Source organism: Macrococcus sp. GL_134 (assembly GCF_057834705.1).
Map to the genome: position 1 here is coordinate 1 of NZ_CM174409.1, position 18,899 is coordinate 18,899.

Genomic DNA, 18,899 nt, shown 5'->3' on the forward strand with positions numbered 1-18,899 from the left:
ATGAGTGGAATTGATTCTATCTGGAAGAAGGTCCTTGAAAATCTCGAAAAAAAATTATCTACACCGAGTTATGAAACATGGTTCAACCATACATCTATCACTTCAATGAACAATAATCTTGTAGTCATCGAGGCACCGACTGCCTTTCATGCAAGCTGGCTGAACAAAAACTATATGACGATTATTCAAGATACGATAGAAGAAACAATCGGCGAGAAACTTGAAGTGAAAATTATATCCGGAGAAGATGCAGTAGTCGAAAATATCAAACCAGAGCCTGTTGCCAAAAACCGTGAGCAGGAAATACTCCCTAATCAACTGAACATTGATAATACGTTCGATACATTTGTCATCGGCAGTGGAAACCGCTTCAGTCATGCAGCGTCACTTGCTGTTGCAGAAGCACCTGCCAAAGCATATAATCCACTCTTTATCTATGGTGGTGTTGGTCTTGGTAAGACTCATTTAATGCATGCAATCGGCCATTATGTCATGGAACACAAAGAGAATGCCAAAGTCGTCTATACATCAAGTGAAAAATTCACAAATGAATTCATCAACTCCATCAAAGATAATAAAACTGAAGAATTCAGATCAAAATACCGTAATGTTGATGTACTGCTGATTGATGACATTCAGTTTCTGGCGGGCAAAGAGTCGACGCAGGAAGAATTTTTCCATACTTTCAATGAACTGCATCAAAACAATAAACAAATTGTCATCTCCAGTGACCGTGCACCAAAAGAAATTCCAACGCTTGAAGACCGCCTGCGCTCACGCTTTGAATGGGGACTTATTACGGACGTGACCCCGCCTGATCTGGAGACAAGAATCGCCATATTACGCAAAAAATCAGAAGAAGAAAATATTGAAATTCCAAATGAAGCGATGCTCTATATTGCCAGTCAAATTCAATCAAACATTAGAGAACTTGAAGGTGCTTTGACGCGTGTCAGTGCATACTCTAAGCTCGTGCAGCGTGAATTGACACCGGATCTTGTAGCAGAAGCATTGAAAGATATCATTTCAACAAGCAAACCGAAGAAAATCAGCATTCAAGATATACAGACGATTGTCGGTTCTTTTTATAATGTCAGAATGGAAGACTTTACAGCTAAAAAACGCACAAAATCCATCGCTTTTCCTAGACAGATTGCGATGTATCTTGCACGTGAGCTGACGGACTATTCATTGCCAAAAATCGGTGAAGAATTCGGTGGCCGGGACCATACAACAGTAATCCATGCACACGAGAAAATCAAAAATCAGCTTGAGCATGATGCGACCCTTGAAAAAGAGATAGCTAATCTTGAAAAAGAGATTACCGGCTAACCTGTGGATAATGGGGATGAACATGTTTTAGTTACAAACAACTTATACACATGTGGATATCTTGACTGCTACGCGCCCATGGCGGTTATCCACCTATTCACAGTCCCTATTACTATTACTACGATTTTAAAAGATATAATATAATATATATATAACGACGATAAGGAGTTTTTCCTATTATGAAATTTACCATTCAAAGAGATTATTTCATCACACAGCTAAATGACACATTAAAAGCCATTTCACCACGAACAACATTACCTATTCTGACAGGTATCAAAATTGATGCCTCTGATAACAAGCTGTTATTGACAGGTTCTGATTCAGAAGTATCGATTGAGATCACTATTCCAGCAGAAATCAATCATGAAGAAGTCGTCTCAATCGAAGATAAAGGATCTATCGTACTACCCGGCCGTTTCTTTGTAGATATCATAAAAAAATTACCTTCTACAACGGTGACCATTGAAACAAACAGTCAGTTCCAGGCAAAGATTACATCAGGACAGTCTGAATTTAATGTATCTGGTCTCGATCCTGAGCAATATCCATTACTTCCTCAAGTGTCTGAAGAAGATTCAATGACATTGCCTATTAAAGTATTGAAAAATATTATTAGACAGACTAATTTTGCTGTGTCCACCTCAGAAACACGCCCAGTGTTAACTGGTGTTAACTGGCTGATTAAAGATGGAGAACTCGTCTGTACTGCAACAGATTCACATAGATTGGCGCTGCGCCGCCTGAAACTCGAAAATGCAACTGTGGACAATATCAATGCCATCATTCCAGGCAAAGCATTAAGTGAACTTAACAAGATCATCAGCGATGACGATGAAACTATCGATATTTTCTTTGCATCTAATCAAGTGCTGTTCAAAGTCGGTCACGTGAACTTTATCTCAAGACTGCTTGAAGGAAATTATCCTGATACATCACGCCTGTTCCCAGAAAGCTATGAAACATCACTGGCAATTAACAACGGAGACTTCTTCCATGCGATTGACCGTGCCTCATTGTTAGCACGTGAAGGAGGTAATAATGTCATTAAACTGTCAGCTGACCAGAATCACGTCGAACTGTCATCGACTTCTCCTGAAATTGGTACTGTCAAAGAAGGCGTAGGCACTTCAGCTTTTGAAGGCCAGGGATTGAAGATTTCATTCAACTCTAAGTATATGATGGATGCGTTAAAAGCTATTGATAATGACGAGGTCACAGTTGAATTCTTTGGTACGATGAGACCTTTTATCTTAAAACCGAAAGATGATGAAAATGTCGTTCAACTGATCCTGCCGATCAGAACTTATTAATCACAATTATTAACAGGACGTATGACTACAAGTCATGCGTCCTGTTTTGGTTTGTAAAATATTTATAGCATTGTTAATATTGAGTAGAAAAGGAGGACTCTCAATGCTGGATCTAAATAATGTAACAAAGCAATTTGGAACATTTACTGCAGTCGATCGATTAAATATCCAAGTCCCTGAACATGAAATGCTGGGATTTCTCGGGGGAAATGGCGCAGGAAAAACAACGACTTTTCGCATGATACTCGGACTTCTTGAGAAAACTGAAGGTACCATCACTTACAACGGACGACCTATAGATTACACAGTGACCGATGACATCGGTTACCTTCCAGAAGAACGAGGATTAAATCCTAAGCTCAAAGTATATGAGCAGATTAATTATCTCGGACAGCTGAAAGGGATGACACGTCAGCAAGTTACCCAGGAGTTAAAATACTGGCTCGATCGTTTTGAAGTACCAGAAAATGTTAACAAGAAAATAGAATCCTTATCTAAGGGAAATCAGCAGAAAATCCAGCTGATTGGTGCCATCATCCATCGCCCGAAGCTGCTTATACTGGATGAACCATTCAGTGGTCTGGATCCAGTGAACGTTGAGCTCTTAAAAACAGCCGTCAAAGAAATGAATGATAACGGTGCTACAATTGTCTTCAGTTCACATCGTATGGAACATGTTGAAGAGATGTGTGACCGTGTGTGCATATTGGACAAAGGGAAAACAGTCGTCTCAGGTAATATTAAACAGGTGAAGCAGGATTTCGGTAGAAAAGAAATTATTATCTCAGGCGATCATGATTTTAATCACCTGCGTCATATTCCAGGTGTTATTAACTTCAAACAGCATCGTAACGATGTTCGTCTGACAGTTGATGACCAGTCAGTTGCACCTCATGTGTTTGAAGCGGTCAAACAGCTCGGCTACGTCTCTAAATTTGAAGTAGCAGAACCGTCATTGAACGATATCTTCCTTGCAAAGGTGGGACGTCATCATGAATAAATTTTTTCCAACATTCTGGCTGACTTACTTCAAAAAAGTATCCAGCCGTTCATTTATCTATACAACATTGCTGCTGATGCTTGTTTTAATTGGGCTCAGCAATATGGATAGAATCATTGATTTCTTTGATAACAGTGAAGATGAGATGACAGCTGTCTCAAGCAGCAGTGAGTCACTTCAGGATAATTTTATCACTGCCTATCAGCAGACTGACAAAGAGCTGAATCTCAAAAAAATGTCGCTGTCAAAAGGGAAACAAGGCGTTAAAGATGAAGATTACGAACGTCTCATCCACTTGACGGAATCGGGTGACCACATACAAGCAGAAGTCTATACGAAAAATGATGCCGGGGAATCAGAAATCGCTCCGGTGCAGGCTGTCGTCACAAGTCTTCAGAGCAATAAGGCAGCTCAATCATTGAATTTGTCCGCAGATGATGTCAACAAGCTGACCGCTCAGGCAGAAGTCAAAAACAAAGTGTTGTCCGACAGCGGTAAAAATGTAAATGAAGATGTTAAAGGGTTAAATACTATGATTGTTTATATCGGTGTGTTCCTGATCTTCTTCATTACGATTAATTATGGATCGCAGGCAGCGACAGATATCGCGATGGAGAAATCATCACGGGTTATTGAAATGATTGTGACAAGTGTATCGCCGGTCAATCATATTATGGCTAAAATTATAGGAATCATTGCTGTCGCACTGACTCAAATGGCGCTGCTCGGATTGACGATAGCCGCCTGTATCTATTTATTTGATTTAAACGACTTGATCAAAGAGCTAGGACTAAAATATTCTGGAGAGACAACGCGTATTATTGTCTATGCAGTCATCTTCCTGCTCCTTGGTCTTCTGATCAATATTAGTATCTCTGCGATTGTCGGAGCATTGACAAACCGGGTTGAAGATATCGGTCAGGCAGTGATGCCGATTACCTTCCTGAATATTGCAGCATTTTACATTGCGATATTCAGTCTGGGAAATCCAGACACGACACTTGTAAAAATCAGCAGCTATATTCCTTTCTTTACGCCGATGGTCATGCTGCTCCGCACGCTGTCTCAAGAAACAGGTGATCTACCAATCATCATCGGTATTGTCATTTGTATCGTGACCATCGTGCTATTACTGCTGCTCGCAGCGCGCGTCTACAAAGGCAGTGTGTTCAGCTACGGCAAAGGTCTTGTGAAGAACTTCCGACAGGCCTTGCAGATGAAATAATATTGTCACAAAATAGTAATGATTAAATTATGGTTTATTGAACTAAGATAGTATAAAATTTATACTATCTTAGTTTTACTTTTAATTTGATTTGTTAAGGAGATTGTTATGAAAAATAGAGGAAATATGATATTTGCGATGGTACTTGCATTGATTACCATTGCCGCAATTGCATTGATGGTGATATTCAACCAGAAGGATGATCAGTCAGACAATACCGCATCAACTACGAATGGTGAAACAAGCACCGATTACAGCAAGATAGATGTCAAAGGACAGCCGATGCTGGGTGAGGAAGATGCACCGGTCACACTTATTGAATTCGGTGACTATAAATGTCCGGCATGTAAATTTTTCGATATGGAAATTCAACCGAAACTCGTTGAAAAATACGTGGATAACGGTGATTTAAAAATGTACTTCATCAATACACCGTTTCATGGTAATGAATCATTAATAGGCTCTCATGCCGCTGAAGCAGTATTAAAAAGTGAACCGACAAAATACTGGGATTTCCACAATGCTTTATTTGAAGCACAGCCTAACACAGACACATCAAGTACAGATAACTGGTTGACTGTAGACGTAGTGAAAAAAGCAGCCAAACAAGCTGATATAAAAGACGTTGATCAAGTCGTTACAGCCGCTGAAGACAAAACAGAATCAGCAGCAGTAGAAAAAGACATCAATCTCTATCAGACATACCAGGTCAACGAAACACCGACTATCATTATCAACGGTAAAAAAGTCAGCGATCAGTTAAATATTAAATCTCTTGAACAAGCGATTGAGGATGCGAAAAAGTAATGGAGAAAAATAACAGATTTTTCTTTATTGCCTGGGTAATAGCGATCGTTGCCATTCTTGGCAGTCTCTATTTCTCGGAGATCAGAAACTTTGTCCCTTGTGAGATGTGCTGGTACCAAAGAATTCTTATGTACCCCCTTGTCGTGATTCTTGGTTTTGCTGCATTGAATGACTTTTATCCATTCAAATATTTAGTGATGACATTTTCAATGATCGGGCTTGGCTTCTCCGTCTATCATTATATGGAGCAGAAAATACCAGGATTCGCCCCCATCAAAGCATGTGTTGGTGGCGTGTCATGTAATGTTGAATATATCAACTGGGCGGGCTTCATCACAATCCCGTTTCTTGCTGGAACAGCATTTTTGATCATTACGTTGTTGATGATTGCCGTCAAGAAACCTGTAAAATAGGCCGGCAAATGAATAAGCAACTTGAGAAACAGATGGTTTAACTGACCGTCTGTTTTTTGTTTTTACTTTAAATGATTCGAAGATTGAAAGTGAAGGGTGGTTTATAGTCATAAAGTGTCTTTTTTGGCTCAAAAACATGCTTTTTTAGCCGAAAAAAGGTATAATTAAATGATGACTGAGACGGATAGGAGTGAACCTGAGATGGTAAAGACAGTACAGTTTGACAACGAAATTACCCTCGGCCAGTTTTTAAAGGCTGAAGGGATTATAGGTACTGGTGGCCAGGCGAAGTGGTATTTACAGGATAACCCTGTGCTGTTAAACGGTGAAGAAGAAGCACGGCGTGGGAAGAAGCTGCACCAGGACGATATACTTGAAATTGAAGGGGAAGGTAAGTACAAGATTTCTTATCTTTCTGCCCGATGAAGCTCAAAACATTAAAACTTAACCAGTATCGCAACTATGATCAAGTCGCCTTATCGTTTCATGATGAAGTGAATGTGCTCATTGGTGCTAATGCTCAAGGTAAGACGAATTTACTTGAAGCCATCTATTGTCTTGCGCTCGCTAAGAGCCATCGTGCGAGTCATGACAAAGAGCTCATCAAGTGGGGTGCAGATTTTGCGTTGATCGAAGGGGAGCTGAGTTACAAACACGGTATGATGCCACTGTCCCTGCAAATATCATCAAAAGGTAAGAAAGCAAAGGCCAATCATCTGGAGCAGAGTAAGCTGACTCAGTATATCGGCCATATGAACGTTGTACTATTTGCGCCGGAAGATCTTAATCTCGTAAAAGGGAGTCCACAGATCAGGCGCCGTTTTATTGATATAGAAATCGGACAGATATCTGCTGTATATTTGAGTGATCTCTCTAATTTCCAGCGTATCCTCAAGCAGAAAAATCACTATTTGAAGCAGTTGAAGGTTAATCAGAAAGGTGACCGGACGATGCTTGAAGTATTGAATCAGCAGTTCAGTGAATTTGCTGTCAAACTGACTTTGAGACGGCATCAATTCATCAGCCAGCTGGAAGAAAAGGCTATTGAGATTCACAGCGGAATTACAAAATCTAAAGAACAACTTCAGATTCATTATCAAGCTAGTCTGCAGCTTGAAGATCATCTGGATACTATGATTGAAGCGACATATAAAAAATTATCAGAGTCGATGGATAAGGAAATCGAACGGATGGCAAGTCTGTACGGGCCTCATCGCGACGACTTGACGTTTTCAATCAATGGAGTAGATGTTCAAACTTATGGTTCACAAGGGCAGCAGCGCACGACAGCCTTGTCGCTGAAACTTGCTGAGATAGAATTAATCAATGAAGAGATAGGTGAATATCCTATTCTTCTGCTGGATGATGTTCTCAGTGAACTTGATGAAACGAGACAGACACATCTACTGACGACGATTCAGCATAAAGTGCAAACATTTGTGACGACGACTTCTGTTGAAGGGATAGAACATGAAACCATTGAACAGGCCAAGCTTTTCTATGTCGATCACGGACACATTCAAACTAATTAAAGAGTAGGTGACTATCTTTGGAAAATAATTTAGAGCAGTACGGTGCCGAGCAGATTCAAGTACTTGAAGGATTAGAAGCGGTACGTAAGCGTCCGGGTATGTATATTGGATCTACAGCATCAAGAGGTCTACATCACCTTGTCTGGGAAATTGTAGATAACAGTATCGATGAAGCGCTGGCTGGATTTGCAGATCATATTAAAGTCATCATCGAGAAAGATAACTGGATTAAAGTGATAGATAATGGACGAGGCATCCCAGTTGATATGCATGAAAAAATGGGGCGTCCTGCGGTTGAAGTCATATTGACTGTCCTGCACGCCGGTGGTAAGTTCGGCGGCGGCGGTTACAAAGTATCAGGCGGACTTCACGGTGTAGGATCTTCGGTTGTTAATGCATTGTCTTCAACACTTGAAGTATATGTACATAAAGACGGTAAAATTCATCATCAAGCGTATCATCAAGGGGTTCCTGCCTTTGATTTAAAAGTGGTAGGAGACACTGATCGCACCGGAACAACTATTCGCTTCAAGGCAGATGAATCTATCTTTACAGAAACAACACAATACGACTATGAAATACTGCAAAAACGTATTAGAGAGCTTGCTTTTCTGAATAAAGGAATTCGTATAGAAATCGTTGATGAACGCGATGAAGAACAAGTAATCAGCGATGATTACTTTTATGAAGGCGGGATTAAATCATACGTTGAGCTGCTGAATAAATCAAAGGAAGTATTATTCCCTGAACCGATTTATATTCATGCCTCGCGAACTGACGTAGAAGTGGAAATCTCAATCCAATATAATACCGGCTATGCGACTAACTTATTATCGTATGCGAATAATATTCATACGTATGAAGGCGGCACTCATGAAGATGGCTTTAAACGTGCATTGACACGTGTCATCAATAACTATGGGACTAAAAATAAGCTGATTAAAGAGAACGAAGAAAAACTGATCGGAGAAGACGTTCGTGAAGGAATGGTGGCAGTCGTGTCTATTAAGCACGGCGAGCCGCAATTTGAAGGTCAGACAAAAACGAAGCTCGGTAACACAGAGGTTCGTCAAATTACAGACAGCTTATTTGCCGAGCATTTTGAGCGTTTCTTGTACGAAAATCCTCAAGTGGCTAGAATCATCGTAGACAAAGGAATTATGGCGTCACGTGCCCGTCTTGCTGCGAAGAAGGCAAGAGAAGTCACACGACGTAAAACTGCTCTTGATGTCGGCAGTCTGCCTGGCAAACTCGCTGACTGTTCAAGTAAATCTCCTGAAGAGAGCGAACTGTACATCGTAGAGGGTGATTCTGCGGGTGGTTCAGCAAAATCCGGCCGTGATTCTAAAACGCAGGCGATTCTACCGTTGCGCGGTAAAATTTTAAACGTTGAAAAAGCAAGACTAGATAAAATTCTCAGTAACAACGAAGTACGTTCTATGATTACTGCAATGGGTACAGGAATCGGCGGGGAATTCGATATTTCAAAAGCCCGTTATCACAAAATTGTCATTATGACAGATGCCGATGTCGATGGTGCACATATTCGTGCGTTATTATTGACGTTCTTCTATCGTTTCATGCGGCCATTAATTGAAGCGGGTTACATATATATCGCTCAGCCACCGTTATACAAAGTGGAACAAGGCAAAAAAGTATATTATGTCTATAATGACCGTGAACTAGATATTTTGAGAACAGAATTAAGTCCGACACCGAAGATTCAGCTCGCACGTTACAAAGGGCTGGGTGAAATGAATGCTGATCAGCTTTGGGAAACAACGATGAATCCGGAAAACAGAAGCATGCTGCAAGTCACATTGACAGATGCAATTGAAGCAGACGAAACCTTTGAAATGCTGATGGGTGATGTAGTAGAACACCGTCGTCATTTTATCGAGGAAAATGCTGAATACGCGACATTAGATGTATAGGAGGCGCCTTGATGGCAGAGAATACAGAACGATTAAAAGATAGGAATATCAGTACAGAAATGCGTGAATCATTCCTTGATTACGCAATGAGCGTTATCGTATCACGGGCGCTTCCTGACGTCAGAGATGGAATGAAGCCGGTTCACCGCCGTATTTTATACGGTATGAACGATCAAGGAATGACATCTGATAAGCCATACAAAAAATCCGCACGTATCGTCGGTGACGTCATGGGTAAATATCACCCGCATGGAGACTCATCGATATACGAGGCGATGGTCCGTATGGCACAAGATTTCAGTTACCGCTATCCGCTGGTGGATGGTCAAGGTAACTTCGGTTCAATGGATGGCGACGGCGCGGCAGCGATGCGTTATACAGAAGCCCGTATGTCAAAAATTGCGATGGAATTGATGCGTGATATTAACAAAGATACGATTGATTTTGCTGATAACTATGATGGCAATGAACGTGAGCCGGTAGTACTTCCTGCGCGTTTCCCTAATTTGCTTGTCAACGGTGCTTCAGGGATTGCGGTAGGGATGGCGACGAATATTCCGCCGCATAACTTGAATGAAGTGATCGATGGTGTGCTGGCACTGAGTCATAATGCTGACATCACTGTATCAGAGCTGATGGATCATATTCATGGGCCGGACTTTCCGACGTCAGGACTGATCTTAGGTCGCAGTGGGATCCGCCGTGCTTATGAAACGGGTCGTGGCTCTGTGATGATGCGTGCAAAAACGCTGATTGAAACACGTCCAAACGGCAAAGAAACGATTATTGTCACTGAAATTCCTTATCAGGTCAACAAAGCGAAGCTCGTTGAGAAAATTGCTGAATTGGTCCGCGACAAGAAAGTGGATGGTATCACGGACTTACGTGATGAAACAAGTCTGAAAGAAGGCGTCCGTATCGTCATGGATGTGCGTCGTGACGCGAATGCCAATGTCATCTTAAATAACTTGTATAAACTGACACCGCTGCAGACATCATTTGGTATGAATATGCTGTCACTTGTTGACGGTAAACCGAGAGTGCTCAACTTAAAACAGATGCTTTACTACTATCTTGAACATCAAAAAGTAGTCATTCGTCGTCGTACCATTTACAACTTGAAGAAGGCAGAAGACCGTGCGCATCTGCTGGAAGGTCTGCGCATTGCACTGGACCACATCGATGAAATTATCGCATTGATTCGTTCTTCTGAAACTGATCAGCAGGCAATGAATAGTCTGCAGTCAAACTACAGTTTGTCAGAACGTCAAGCACAGGCGATTCTGGACATGCGTCTCCGTCGTCTGACAGGTCTTGAACGCGATAAGATTGAAGCAGAATATCAGGAATTAAGCGCTTATATCGATGAATTAAAAGCCATTCTTGCTGATGAAGAACGTATTCTTGACATCATCCGTGAAGAACTGACAGAAATCAAAAGTAGATTTGGTGATGACAGAAGAACAGAAATTACAATGAGTGGCTTCGACCAGCTGGAAGATGAAGATTTAATTCCAGAAGAACATATCGTCATCACACTAAGTCATAATAATTATATTAAACGGCTTCCTGTATCGACTTACCGGTCACAGCACCGTGGTGGTCGCGGTGTACAAGGAATGAACACTATTGAAGATGACTTCGTGAGTCAGATTGTCACGACATCTACACATGATAATGTTCTATTCTTTACGAATAAAGGCCGTGTGTACAAGTTAAAAGGTTACGAAATACCTGAGCTGTCCCGCCAGTCGAAAGGAATTCCAATCGTCAATGCACTGGCTCTTGAGAAAGATGAGACCATCAGTACGATGATTGCCGTTAAAGACTTAGAGCGCGAAGATGCCTTTATTATCTTTGCTACTAAAAAAGGTCTCGTCAAACGTTCAAGTCTTTCTAACTTTGCACGAATCAATAAAAACGGTAAAATTGCCATCAGCTTCCGTGAAGACGATGAATTGATTGCCGTACGGTTGACAGATGGATCGAAGCAATTGATCATCGGTACAAAAAATGCCTCTCTTATTCGTTTTGAAGAGCAGACATTGCGTCCACTCGGTCGGACAGCAGCAGGGGTCAAAGGGATATCGCTGCGTGAAACTGATGAAGTCATCGGTCTAGATGTCATCAATTCAAATGATGAGCATGAAGTATTGATTGTCACTGAAAAAGGTTACGGAAAACGGACGAAGGAAAGTGACTATCGTATTTCAAACCGTGGTGGTAAAGGAATCAAAACAGCTACCATCACTGAGAAAAATGGTGATTTAGTTTACATCTCTACAGTCACTGGTGAAGAAGATCTCATGGTCGTGACCAATCAAGGGGTCATTATCCGACTTGAAGTCAGCGATATTTCTCAAAACGGACGTAGTGCACAAGGTGTGAAATTGATCCGCTTAGATGAAGGGCAGCATGTGGCAACCGTTGCAAAAGTCGATAAAGATGATGAACAAGAGATCATTGAAGAAGAAGATGGTCATTTAGTAGGAACAATCGATGCAGATAACACTATTGAAGATACAGAAGATATCTTCGAAGACAGTGAAGATGTTGAATCGATGGAGAATCTGAAAGAAGATCAGTAGAAATTTTAAAAAATAATTACTATCAGGCACTGGACCTCCAGTGCCTTTTTGAATATCAAATAATGATTTTAACTATGAAAATAATTAATGAAAACTTATCTTTACTAGATTGGTAATAAACAAATGAGTTGAAATGACAAGTAATTAAGCATACCATTGAAATGAAAATCTTAATAAGGATGCGATAAGTTTGAAAAAAACGGGCGGAGATTTATTTGTAGATACGCTGATTAATCATGGAGTGGAGTATGTTTTTGGTATTCCAGGTGCGAAAATCGATAAAGCATTCGATGTACTGGAAGAACATGGACCAGAAGTCATCGTCTGTCGACATGAACAAAATGCGACGTTAATTGCTCAAGGTATTGGCCGATTGACTGGGAAACCAGGTGTAGCACTTGTAACAAGCGGCCCAGGTGTCACTAATCTTGTGACTGGTATGGTAACCGCTAACTCTGAAAGTGACCCAGTTGTCGCTATTGGGGGCAATGTACGCCGTCAGGACAGCTTGAAACGGACGCACCAATCATTAGACAATGCAGCACTGATGAAACATGTATCGAAATATTCAGTGGAAGTGCAAGATGCTTCAAGTATTTCAGAAGCAGTGACTAACGCCTTTCGTGCAAGTGTTGAGGGACGTAAAGGTGCAAGCTTTGTCAGTATTCCGCAGGATGTTATTTCCGATGATCAGGTGATTGTTGAAGCGATTCAAGTGAAGGAGCCTCCTGTCTATGGACCTGCACCTTCATTTGAAATCGATGAACTGGTAGACAAATTAAAAGCAGCGAAACTGCCGGTGTTGTTACTTGGTATGCGTGCTTCTTCTGAAGAAAATACGAATGCCATTCGCACGCTGCTGAGCAAGAATGAAATTCCGGTTGTCGAAACATTCCAAGGGTCAGGAATTATTTCCCGAGAACTAGAACATACTTTCTACGGACGTATCGGTTTGTTCCGTAATCAGCCGGGTGATGAACTATTAAAACAATCCGACCTTATCATTACGATTGGTTATGACCCTATTGAATATGATCCGTTCATCTGGAATGAAGAAAATGATAAAAATGTAGTTCACATTGATGAAGTACAAAGTGATATTGATAATCATTATGCACCGGTCACTGAGCTGATTGGTAATACACCACTGACGATTCAACGTATCAATGAGAAATTAAATGAAGGCGATATCGTCATTGGAGAAGAAGAAACAGCATTTTTAAACATGATTAGACAGCAGTTGGAAGACAAGATGCATCTTCCTGAAAATTATTTGGAGAATGACAGAGTCAATCCAAAACATTTAATTAAGACGATTCGTGATTTAATTGATGATGACGTGACAGTAACGGTAGACGTCGGTTCTCTGTATATTTATATGGCGCGTTATTTCAGAAGTTATGCGCCGAGACATCTACTGTTCTCAAATGGGATGCAGACATTAGGGGTTGCACTCCCGTGGGCTATCGCAGCTGCTCTTGTTAGACCTGGAAAGAAAGTCATCTCTATGGCTGGCGATGGTGGATTCCTGTTTTCAGGACAGGAACTTGAAACGGCTGTCAGACTTAAAGCACCGATTGTTCAGCTGATCTGGAACGATGGTTCTTACGATATGGTTAAATTTCAGCAGATCAGCAAATATGGTAAAGAGGCAGCAGTTGGTTTAGGCCCGGTTGATTTTGTGAAATATGCTGAATCGATGGGAGCTAAAGGTTACCGAGTGACTGCACCTCATGAGCTGGAAGCTGTGCTGCAACAGGCGATACAGGAAGAAGGCCCTGTTATCGTTGATATTCCGGTGGATTACAGCAATAACGGAAAACTAATGGCACAATTGCTGCCTGACCAAACCAACTAAGGAGGCTGCTATGAATCATCTTTATCAGTATTCAACGATGGGAGCACTCGTTGGTGGTATGTTTGACGGCGTCTTTTCGATTGACGATGTCTTAAAGAATGGGAACTATGGTATCGGAACACTTGAAGGTTTGAACGGCGAGCTGTTTATCAAGGAAGGAATAGCTTATGTCATTGAAAGCAGCGGGACTATTCGAGAAGTCGCACTAGACGAACGCTCGCCTTTTGCGAGTGTCACATTCTTTGAATCACAGAAAACACTGAAAATCACAGAAGCGCTGACGAAAGAGCAGCTGGATATAGAGATGCTGCAGGCGATTGAAGGGATGAATAGTTTCCATGCAGTCAAAGTGACTGGAACATTTAAAACAATCAAAGCGCGAGCCGCTAAAAAACAGGAATCGCCGTATCCTAAGCTCGTAGAAGCAGTGAAAACGCAGGGTTACTTTGATTTTGAAGATACAACAGGAACGCTCTTTGGCTTCTATACACCTCGGTTCATCCAAGGTATCGGTGTTGCGGGATACCATGTTCATTATTTAAGTGATGATCTGCGTTCAGGCGGTCATGTCTTTGATTTTGTCACCGATGACGTGACAGTGGAACTTGCCTTGATGAATGAAGTGACGATGATGATGCCGGACACACCACGCTATCGTCATAATGATTTGAATGATCCGGATATGCTCAGTGATATTGAAGCAAGCGAATAAAAAAACGGAAGCCTGGGCTTCCGTTTTTTTATTCTTCTTCCAGTTGCTTCATCATGTAAGGAATTTCGTCGATTATTTTGGAAGCTGGAATGACATACATGTCTTTAGCCAGTTTGTCTCCAATCTTACTGTGAATATAAACGGCTTTTTTAATCGCGTCTTCGATATCAAACTGCCCCGCGAAACTTGCCAGTATCCCTGCCAGTGTATCTCCCATGCCTCCTGATGCCATGGCCGGGTTTCCTTTTTCAATGCGGTAATTACCTGAATTCAAATACAGTTCAGTATGATGTTTCTTCAATACCACTTGAGCTCCGAGTTCTTCGGCAGCAGCTCTGTTTCGTTCCGGCGTCTGATCTTCTATCTTAATACCGCTTAATCGTTCCCACTCCATTTGGTGAGGTGTGAAGATGACATTAGCGTTCGGCAGCGGGTGTTTCAACTTACTTAAAATAGTAATCGCATCTCCATCTATGATGACGGTCTGATCGTTATTGATATGCTGGAATAGAAACGTCAGCGTATTATTGCCTTGAAAATCGAGTCCAAGTCCTGGACCGATTAAAATACAATCTGCTTCTGCAACGAGTTTGCTGATACGCTTAATATCTGATAAATCACTGACCATTGCTTCCGGGCAGCGTGAATGAAGCGCAGTATGGTTCGTCTGATGGGTCACGACTGTCGTTAATCCTCCACCACTGTAGACACATGCACGGGCACTCAACATAATGGAACCACCCATATTCTGATTGCCGCCGATCAACAAAATACGGCCGTAATCGCCTTTATGTGATTCACTCTTTCTCTTCGGAATAGTAATCTGTGAAATAGTTTCCATGATTGTCTCCTTTGTTATGAATACACATAGTCTAACAGATTCAGTTGCACATCTAAAGTTCATTTGATAAGATAAGGTTAATTAAATAGTCTATTACCTTGGAATAAGTAATTTCTAACGTATCTTAAAGAGAGTCAGTGGCCGGTGAGAACTGATGGATACAGGAAATGAAATCTATCCAGAGTTATCGGGTAATCGGTCTAACCGTTATGTTAATGGAGTGAACAGCTTAGGCTGTTAATGAGGGTGGCAACGCGTAAATACCACGTCCCTGTTATAGGGATATGGTATTTTTTTGTACCCAAATATCAAATAGGAGGCATCATTATGTTAGATATTAAATTATTCAGAACAGAGTCTGACTTCGTCAAACAGAAATTAGCAATGCGTGGAATTGATTCATCGGTCGTTGATACCATTCTTGAACTGGACAACGAGTCACGTCAACTGACTGTTCAGACTGAGGAATTGAAAGCACAGCGTAACAAAGCAAGTGAAGCCATTGCACAGAAAAAGCGCAATAAAGAAAATGCGGATGACGCTATATTAGAAATGCGTCAAGTCGGTGAAGATATAAAAGCCATCGACAGCAAGTTGAATGAAGTAAGAACTGCACTGCATGATCAGTTAGTCAGCCTGCCAAACTTAGTCAGCGATGAAACACCCGCGGGTAAGGATGAAGATGATAATGTAGAAATCCGTAAGTGGGGTGAACCTCGACAGTTCGATTTTGATGCGAAGCCTCACTGGGATATCGTGGATGATCTGCACATGGCTGATTTTGAACGAGCAGCTAAAGTATCGGGTGCGCGCTTTGCATTCCTGACAAAGGACGGTGCAAGACTGGAACGTGCCTTAATGAATTTCATGGTTGATATGCACACAATGCAGCACGGCTACCAGGAGATGGTGACTCCTCAGCTGGTGAATGCAGCATCTATGTTCGGTACAGGTCAGCTGCCTAAGTTCGAAGAAGATTTATTCAAAGTAGAAAAAGAAGGATTTTACACGATACCTACTTCTGAAGTACCATTGACCAACTATTACCGTGATGAAATTATAAATGCGGAATTATTTCCTGTGAAGTTCACTGCACAAACAGCATGCTTCCGTTCAGAAGCTGGTTCAGCAGGCCGTGATACACGTGGATTAATCCGCATGCATCAATTCAACAAAGTCGAAATGGTCCGCTTTGAAATGCCTGAAAATTCTTTTGCGGCACTTGAAGAAATGACAGCGCACGCTGAAAAAGTCCTTCAGACGTTGAATATTCCGTACCGCACGATTCAATTATGTGCTGGAGACATTGGATTTGGTTCTGCAAAAACGTATGATATCGAAGTATGGCTGCCGAGCTATAATGCCTACAAAGAAATCAGCTCTTGTTCAAATATGACTGACTTCCAGGCAAGACGAGCTAATATTCGCTTTAAACGCGACAAAAACAGCAAGACGGAATATGTGCACACATTAAATGGATCAGGTCTTGCTGTCGGCCGTACATTTGCAGCAGTCGTCGAGAACTATCAGAATGCAGATGGCACAATCACGGTACCAGAAGCATTAGTACCTTATATGGGCGGACAGACAATAATTAAATAGTAATGCAAGGGACGCTGATATCAGCGTCCCGTTTTTATGTAAAGAATATTAATTCGAAATTAATATAATATTTATATTGACTATAATAATTATATCTGATATATTAATTATATAATAAGCACCAAGCATAATAAAACTTAAAAATGAAAGAGGTTATTAGACAATGACACAATTTAATTTAGATCAAAACCACAGCTCAATCGAATTCTCAGTGAAACATTTAATGGTTTCAAAAGTGAAAGGTGAATTCACTGATTACGATGTTCAAGCAACTGGTGACATCAACGACTTATCTACTATTCAAGTGAAAGCATCAGTCAAAGTAGACTCTATCGATACTAACAACGGCGACCGCGATGGTCACTTAAAATCAGCTGATTTCTTTGATATTGAACAATACCCAGAAATCACATTCGTGTCTACATCTGTATCTGAAACATCTATTACGGGTGAATTAACTATCAAAGATGTAACCAATGTTGAAACATTTAATCTTGAATACAACGGCATTCAAAAAGATCCAATGAACGGCAGCGCAGTGACTGGTTTCATCATAACTGGCAGCATTAACCGTGAAAAATACGGCATCACTTGGAACCAAGCGCTTGAATCAGGCGGCGTAATGGTTGGTAAAGAAGTTAAATTTGAAGCAGGTATTGAGCTTGCTATCGCAGAATAATTAATCGAACGACAAAACACACTGCCACATTAAGGCAGTGTGTTTTTTGTCGTTCAATTAACTTACATTGAGCTATTGGCTTATAAGTTGTAAAATAGAAACGTTATGAAAATTAAATGAGAAAGAGTGTTTAGATTTGAAATTGGATTTAATAAAAACGTCAATTATAAGTGCCGTTATGCTGGTTGTTACTTTATTGATACATGCAGTACCTGCACTGATTCTCATTACTGCCCCATTTCTATTGATTCCCGGTGTTTATCTATGTTATAAGGACAAACACGGTTTTTATGTGATGAGTGGTATTGTACTCATCATTTCATTGATATTCCTTAATCTATTTGCATTGCAGGTGATGATCGGTGTGCTTCTTTCGAGCTATTTAATCGGGCTGCTGCTCCAATCAAGAGCATCAAAAGAATATATGCTGTTTGCGCTGACAGTGCTTCTCAGCTTTTATGCTTTAATTTCCATTATATTCATGCAGTTGATGGAATTACTGCCGACGACAAAGGAATGGTTCGCCGATGTCAAAGATTCTTATATGGCATTAGTGGAAGCGGAACTCGGTAAAGAAAACATTTCCCAGGAAAACATTAATTTATTCTTCACTGCACTCGACCAAATGCAGCTGCAAGTTCCAGGACTTATCGTGCTTCTCATCTTCCTGCTGAGCCTCATCAGTCTATTGATTGCAATGCCGATTCTTAGAAAATTCAAAGTGGCTGCACCTAACTTTAGACCGCTTTATTTCTGGCGTGTACCAAAAAGTGTATTGTATCTTTATGTGATTGCTGTACTGATTAAGCTGCTGCTGACACCTGAAGATGTCATTCTGCTCGGCATAGTCACGAACTTACAGTATGTGTTAGAATGGATTATATTTATTCAGGGGATATCATTGATCAGTTTCTTTATCAAAGTGAAACGTACCCCAACCATCATCAATGTGTTGATGTTTATCTTTGCCTTTATTATGGCGCCGATCACACAACTGCTCGGCATGCTTGATTTGATCATCAACGTGAAAGCGAGAATCAAACTTTAATGAATAGTGAGGTGT

16 protein-coding genes and 1 other annotated feature are annotated in these 18,899 nt (G+C 41.0%); of the genes, 15 read left to right on the forward strand and 1 reads right to left on the reverse strand.

Features of this window, described 5'->3' with window-relative positions; all coding sequences use genetic code 11:
• The 12 genes from dnaA (at position 1) to budA (ending at position 14,714) form a co-directional block, all read left to right on the forward strand.
• Entirely contained in the window at positions 1–1,332 is a 1,332-nt protein-coding gene (gene dnaA / locus AC3IPL_RS00005; RefSeq protein ID WP_489241040.1) for a chromosomal replication initiator protein DnaA, read from the forward strand.
• Between the two features lie 176 nt (positions 1,333–1,508).
• Complete coding sequence (gene dnaN, locus AC3IPL_RS00010; RefSeq protein WP_489242352.1) at positions 1,509–2,645, forward strand: DNA polymerase III subunit beta; 1,137 nt, start codon at positions 1,509–1,511, stop codon at positions 2,643–2,645.
• A gap of 103 nt (positions 2,646–2,748) precedes the next feature.
• Entirely contained in the window at positions 2,749–3,645 is an 897-nt protein-coding gene (locus tag AC3IPL_RS00015) for an ABC transporter ATP-binding protein (RefSeq protein WP_489241041.1), read from the forward strand.
• Positions 3,638–4,870, forward strand: a complete 1,233-nt coding sequence (locus tag AC3IPL_RS00020) for an ABC transporter permease (RefSeq protein WP_489241042.1) — start codon at positions 3,638–3,640, stop codon at positions 4,868–4,870. Before AC3IPL_RS00015 ends, AC3IPL_RS00020 begins: the two co-directional genes overlap by 8 nt.
• A gap of 108 nt (positions 4,871–4,978) precedes the next feature.
• A complete protein-coding gene (locus tag AC3IPL_RS00025) occupies positions 4,979–5,677 on the forward strand; it encodes a DsbA family protein (protein ID WP_489241043.1) in 699 nt (232 codons plus the stop codon).
• Complete coding sequence (locus AC3IPL_RS00030) at positions 5,677–6,090, forward strand: disulfide oxidoreductase (protein ID WP_489241044.1); 414 nt, start codon at positions 5,677–5,679, stop codon at positions 6,088–6,090. The genes AC3IPL_RS00025 and AC3IPL_RS00030 overlap by 1 nt, the downstream gene beginning before the upstream one ends.
• 201 nt (positions 6,091–6,291) lie before the next feature.
• Positions 6,292–6,516 (forward strand): S4 domain-containing protein YaaA, encoded by a 225-nt coding sequence (yaaA, locus tag AC3IPL_RS00035; RefSeq protein ID WP_489241045.1) that lies wholly within the window; start codon positions 6,292–6,294, stop codon positions 6,514–6,516.
• Positions 6,513–7,622 (forward strand): DNA replication/repair protein RecF, encoded by a 1,110-nt coding sequence (recF, locus tag AC3IPL_RS00040; RefSeq protein WP_489241046.1) that lies wholly within the window; start codon positions 6,513–6,515, stop codon positions 7,620–7,622. The genes yaaA and recF overlap by 4 nt, the downstream gene beginning before the upstream one ends.
• A 17-nt stretch (positions 7,623–7,639) precedes the next feature.
• A complete protein-coding gene (gene gyrB / locus AC3IPL_RS00045) occupies positions 7,640–9,556 on the forward strand; it encodes a DNA topoisomerase (ATP-hydrolyzing) subunit B (RefSeq protein ID WP_489241047.1) in 1,917 nt (638 codons plus the stop codon).
• 11 nt (positions 9,557–9,567) lie between these two features.
• The gene (gene gyrA, locus AC3IPL_RS00050) at positions 9,568–12,144 is read left to right on the forward strand and encodes a DNA gyrase subunit A (RefSeq protein WP_489241048.1); all 2,577 of its coding nucleotides are present in this window, start codon (positions 9,568–9,570) and stop codon (positions 12,142–12,144) included.
• 184 nt (positions 12,145–12,328) lie between these two features.
• Positions 12,329–14,002, forward strand: a complete 1,674-nt coding sequence (alsS, locus tag AC3IPL_RS00055) for an acetolactate synthase AlsS (protein ID WP_489242354.1) — start codon at positions 12,329–12,331, stop codon at positions 14,000–14,002.
• 10 nt (positions 14,003–14,012) lie between these two features.
• Positions 14,013–14,714, forward strand: coding sequence for an acetolactate decarboxylase (gene budA, locus AC3IPL_RS00060; RefSeq protein WP_489241049.1), 702 nt, complete (start codon positions 14,013–14,015; stop codon positions 14,712–14,714).
• Positions 14,715–14,742: 28 nt separating this feature from the next.
• On the opposite strand, the gene AC3IPL_RS00065 is transcribed toward budA, so the two are convergent.
• On the reverse strand, positions 14,743–15,555 hold the full coding sequence (locus AC3IPL_RS00065) for an NAD(P)H-hydrate dehydratase (protein WP_489241050.1): 813 nt from the start codon (positions 15,553–15,555) through the stop codon (positions 14,743–14,745).
• 91 nt (positions 15,556–15,646) lie between these two features.
• Positions 15,647–15,831: a binding site (T-box leader), on the forward strand.
• A 51-nt stretch (positions 15,832–15,882) separates the two neighbouring features.
• On the opposite strand from AC3IPL_RS00065, the gene serS reads away from it, so the two are divergent.
• The 3 genes from serS to AC3IPL_RS00080 all read left to right on the forward strand — a co-directional run bounded on the left by serS (position 15,883) and on the right by AC3IPL_RS00080 (position 18,884).
• Complete coding sequence (gene serS, locus AC3IPL_RS00070) at positions 15,883–17,157, forward strand: serine--tRNA ligase (protein ID WP_489241051.1); 1,275 nt, start codon at positions 15,883–15,885, stop codon at positions 17,155–17,157.
• A 163-nt stretch (positions 17,158–17,320) separates the two neighbouring features.
• Positions 17,321–17,836 (forward strand): YceI family protein, encoded by a 516-nt coding sequence (locus AC3IPL_RS00075; RefSeq protein WP_489241052.1) that lies wholly within the window; start codon positions 17,321–17,323, stop codon positions 17,834–17,836.
• 136 nt (positions 17,837–17,972) lie between these two features.
• Positions 17,973–18,884, forward strand: coding sequence for a DUF2232 domain-containing protein (locus tag AC3IPL_RS00080; protein ID WP_489241053.1), 912 nt, complete (start codon positions 17,973–17,975; stop codon positions 18,882–18,884).
• The last annotated feature ends 15 nt before the right edge of the window (positions 18,885–18,899 follow it).

Coding starts and splice junctions, on each gene's coding strand:
- AC3IPL_RS00065 (WP_489241050.1), bottom strand. CDS start 15,555: ATGGAAACTATTTCACAGATTACTATTCCGAAGAGAAAGAGTGAATCA.
- AC3IPL_RS00075 (WP_489241052.1), top strand. CDS start 17,321: ATGACACAATTTAATTTAGATCAAAACCACAGCTCAATCGAATTCTCA.
- AC3IPL_RS00030 (WP_489241044.1), top strand. CDS start 5,677: ATGGAGAAAAATAACAGATTTTTCTTTATTGCCTGGGTAATAGCGATC.
- AC3IPL_RS00025 (WP_489241043.1), top strand. CDS start 4,979: ATGAAAAATAGAGGAAATATGATATTTGCGATGGTACTTGCATTGATT.
- dnaA (WP_489241040.1), top strand. CDS start 1: ATGAGTGGAATTGATTCTATCTGGAAGAAGGTCCTTGAAAATCTCGAA.
- budA (WP_489241049.1), top strand. CDS start 14,013: ATGAATCATCTTTATCAGTATTCAACGATGGGAGCACTCGTTGGTGGT.
- AC3IPL_RS00020 (WP_489241042.1), top strand. CDS start 3,638: ATGAATAAATTTTTTCCAACATTCTGGCTGACTTACTTCAAAAAAGTA.
- recF (WP_489241046.1), top strand. CDS start 6,513: ATGAAGCTCAAAACATTAAAACTTAACCAGTATCGCAACTATGATCAA.
- yaaA (WP_489241045.1), top strand. CDS start 6,292: ATGGTAAAGACAGTACAGTTTGACAACGAAATTACCCTCGGCCAGTTT.
- serS (WP_489241051.1), top strand. CDS start 15,883: ATGTTAGATATTAAATTATTCAGAACAGAGTCTGACTTCGTCAAACAG.
- gyrA (WP_489241048.1), top strand. CDS start 9,568: ATGGCAGAGAATACAGAACGATTAAAAGATAGGAATATCAGTACAGAA.
- AC3IPL_RS00015 (WP_489241041.1), top strand. CDS start 2,749: ATGCTGGATCTAAATAATGTAACAAAGCAATTTGGAACATTTACTGCA.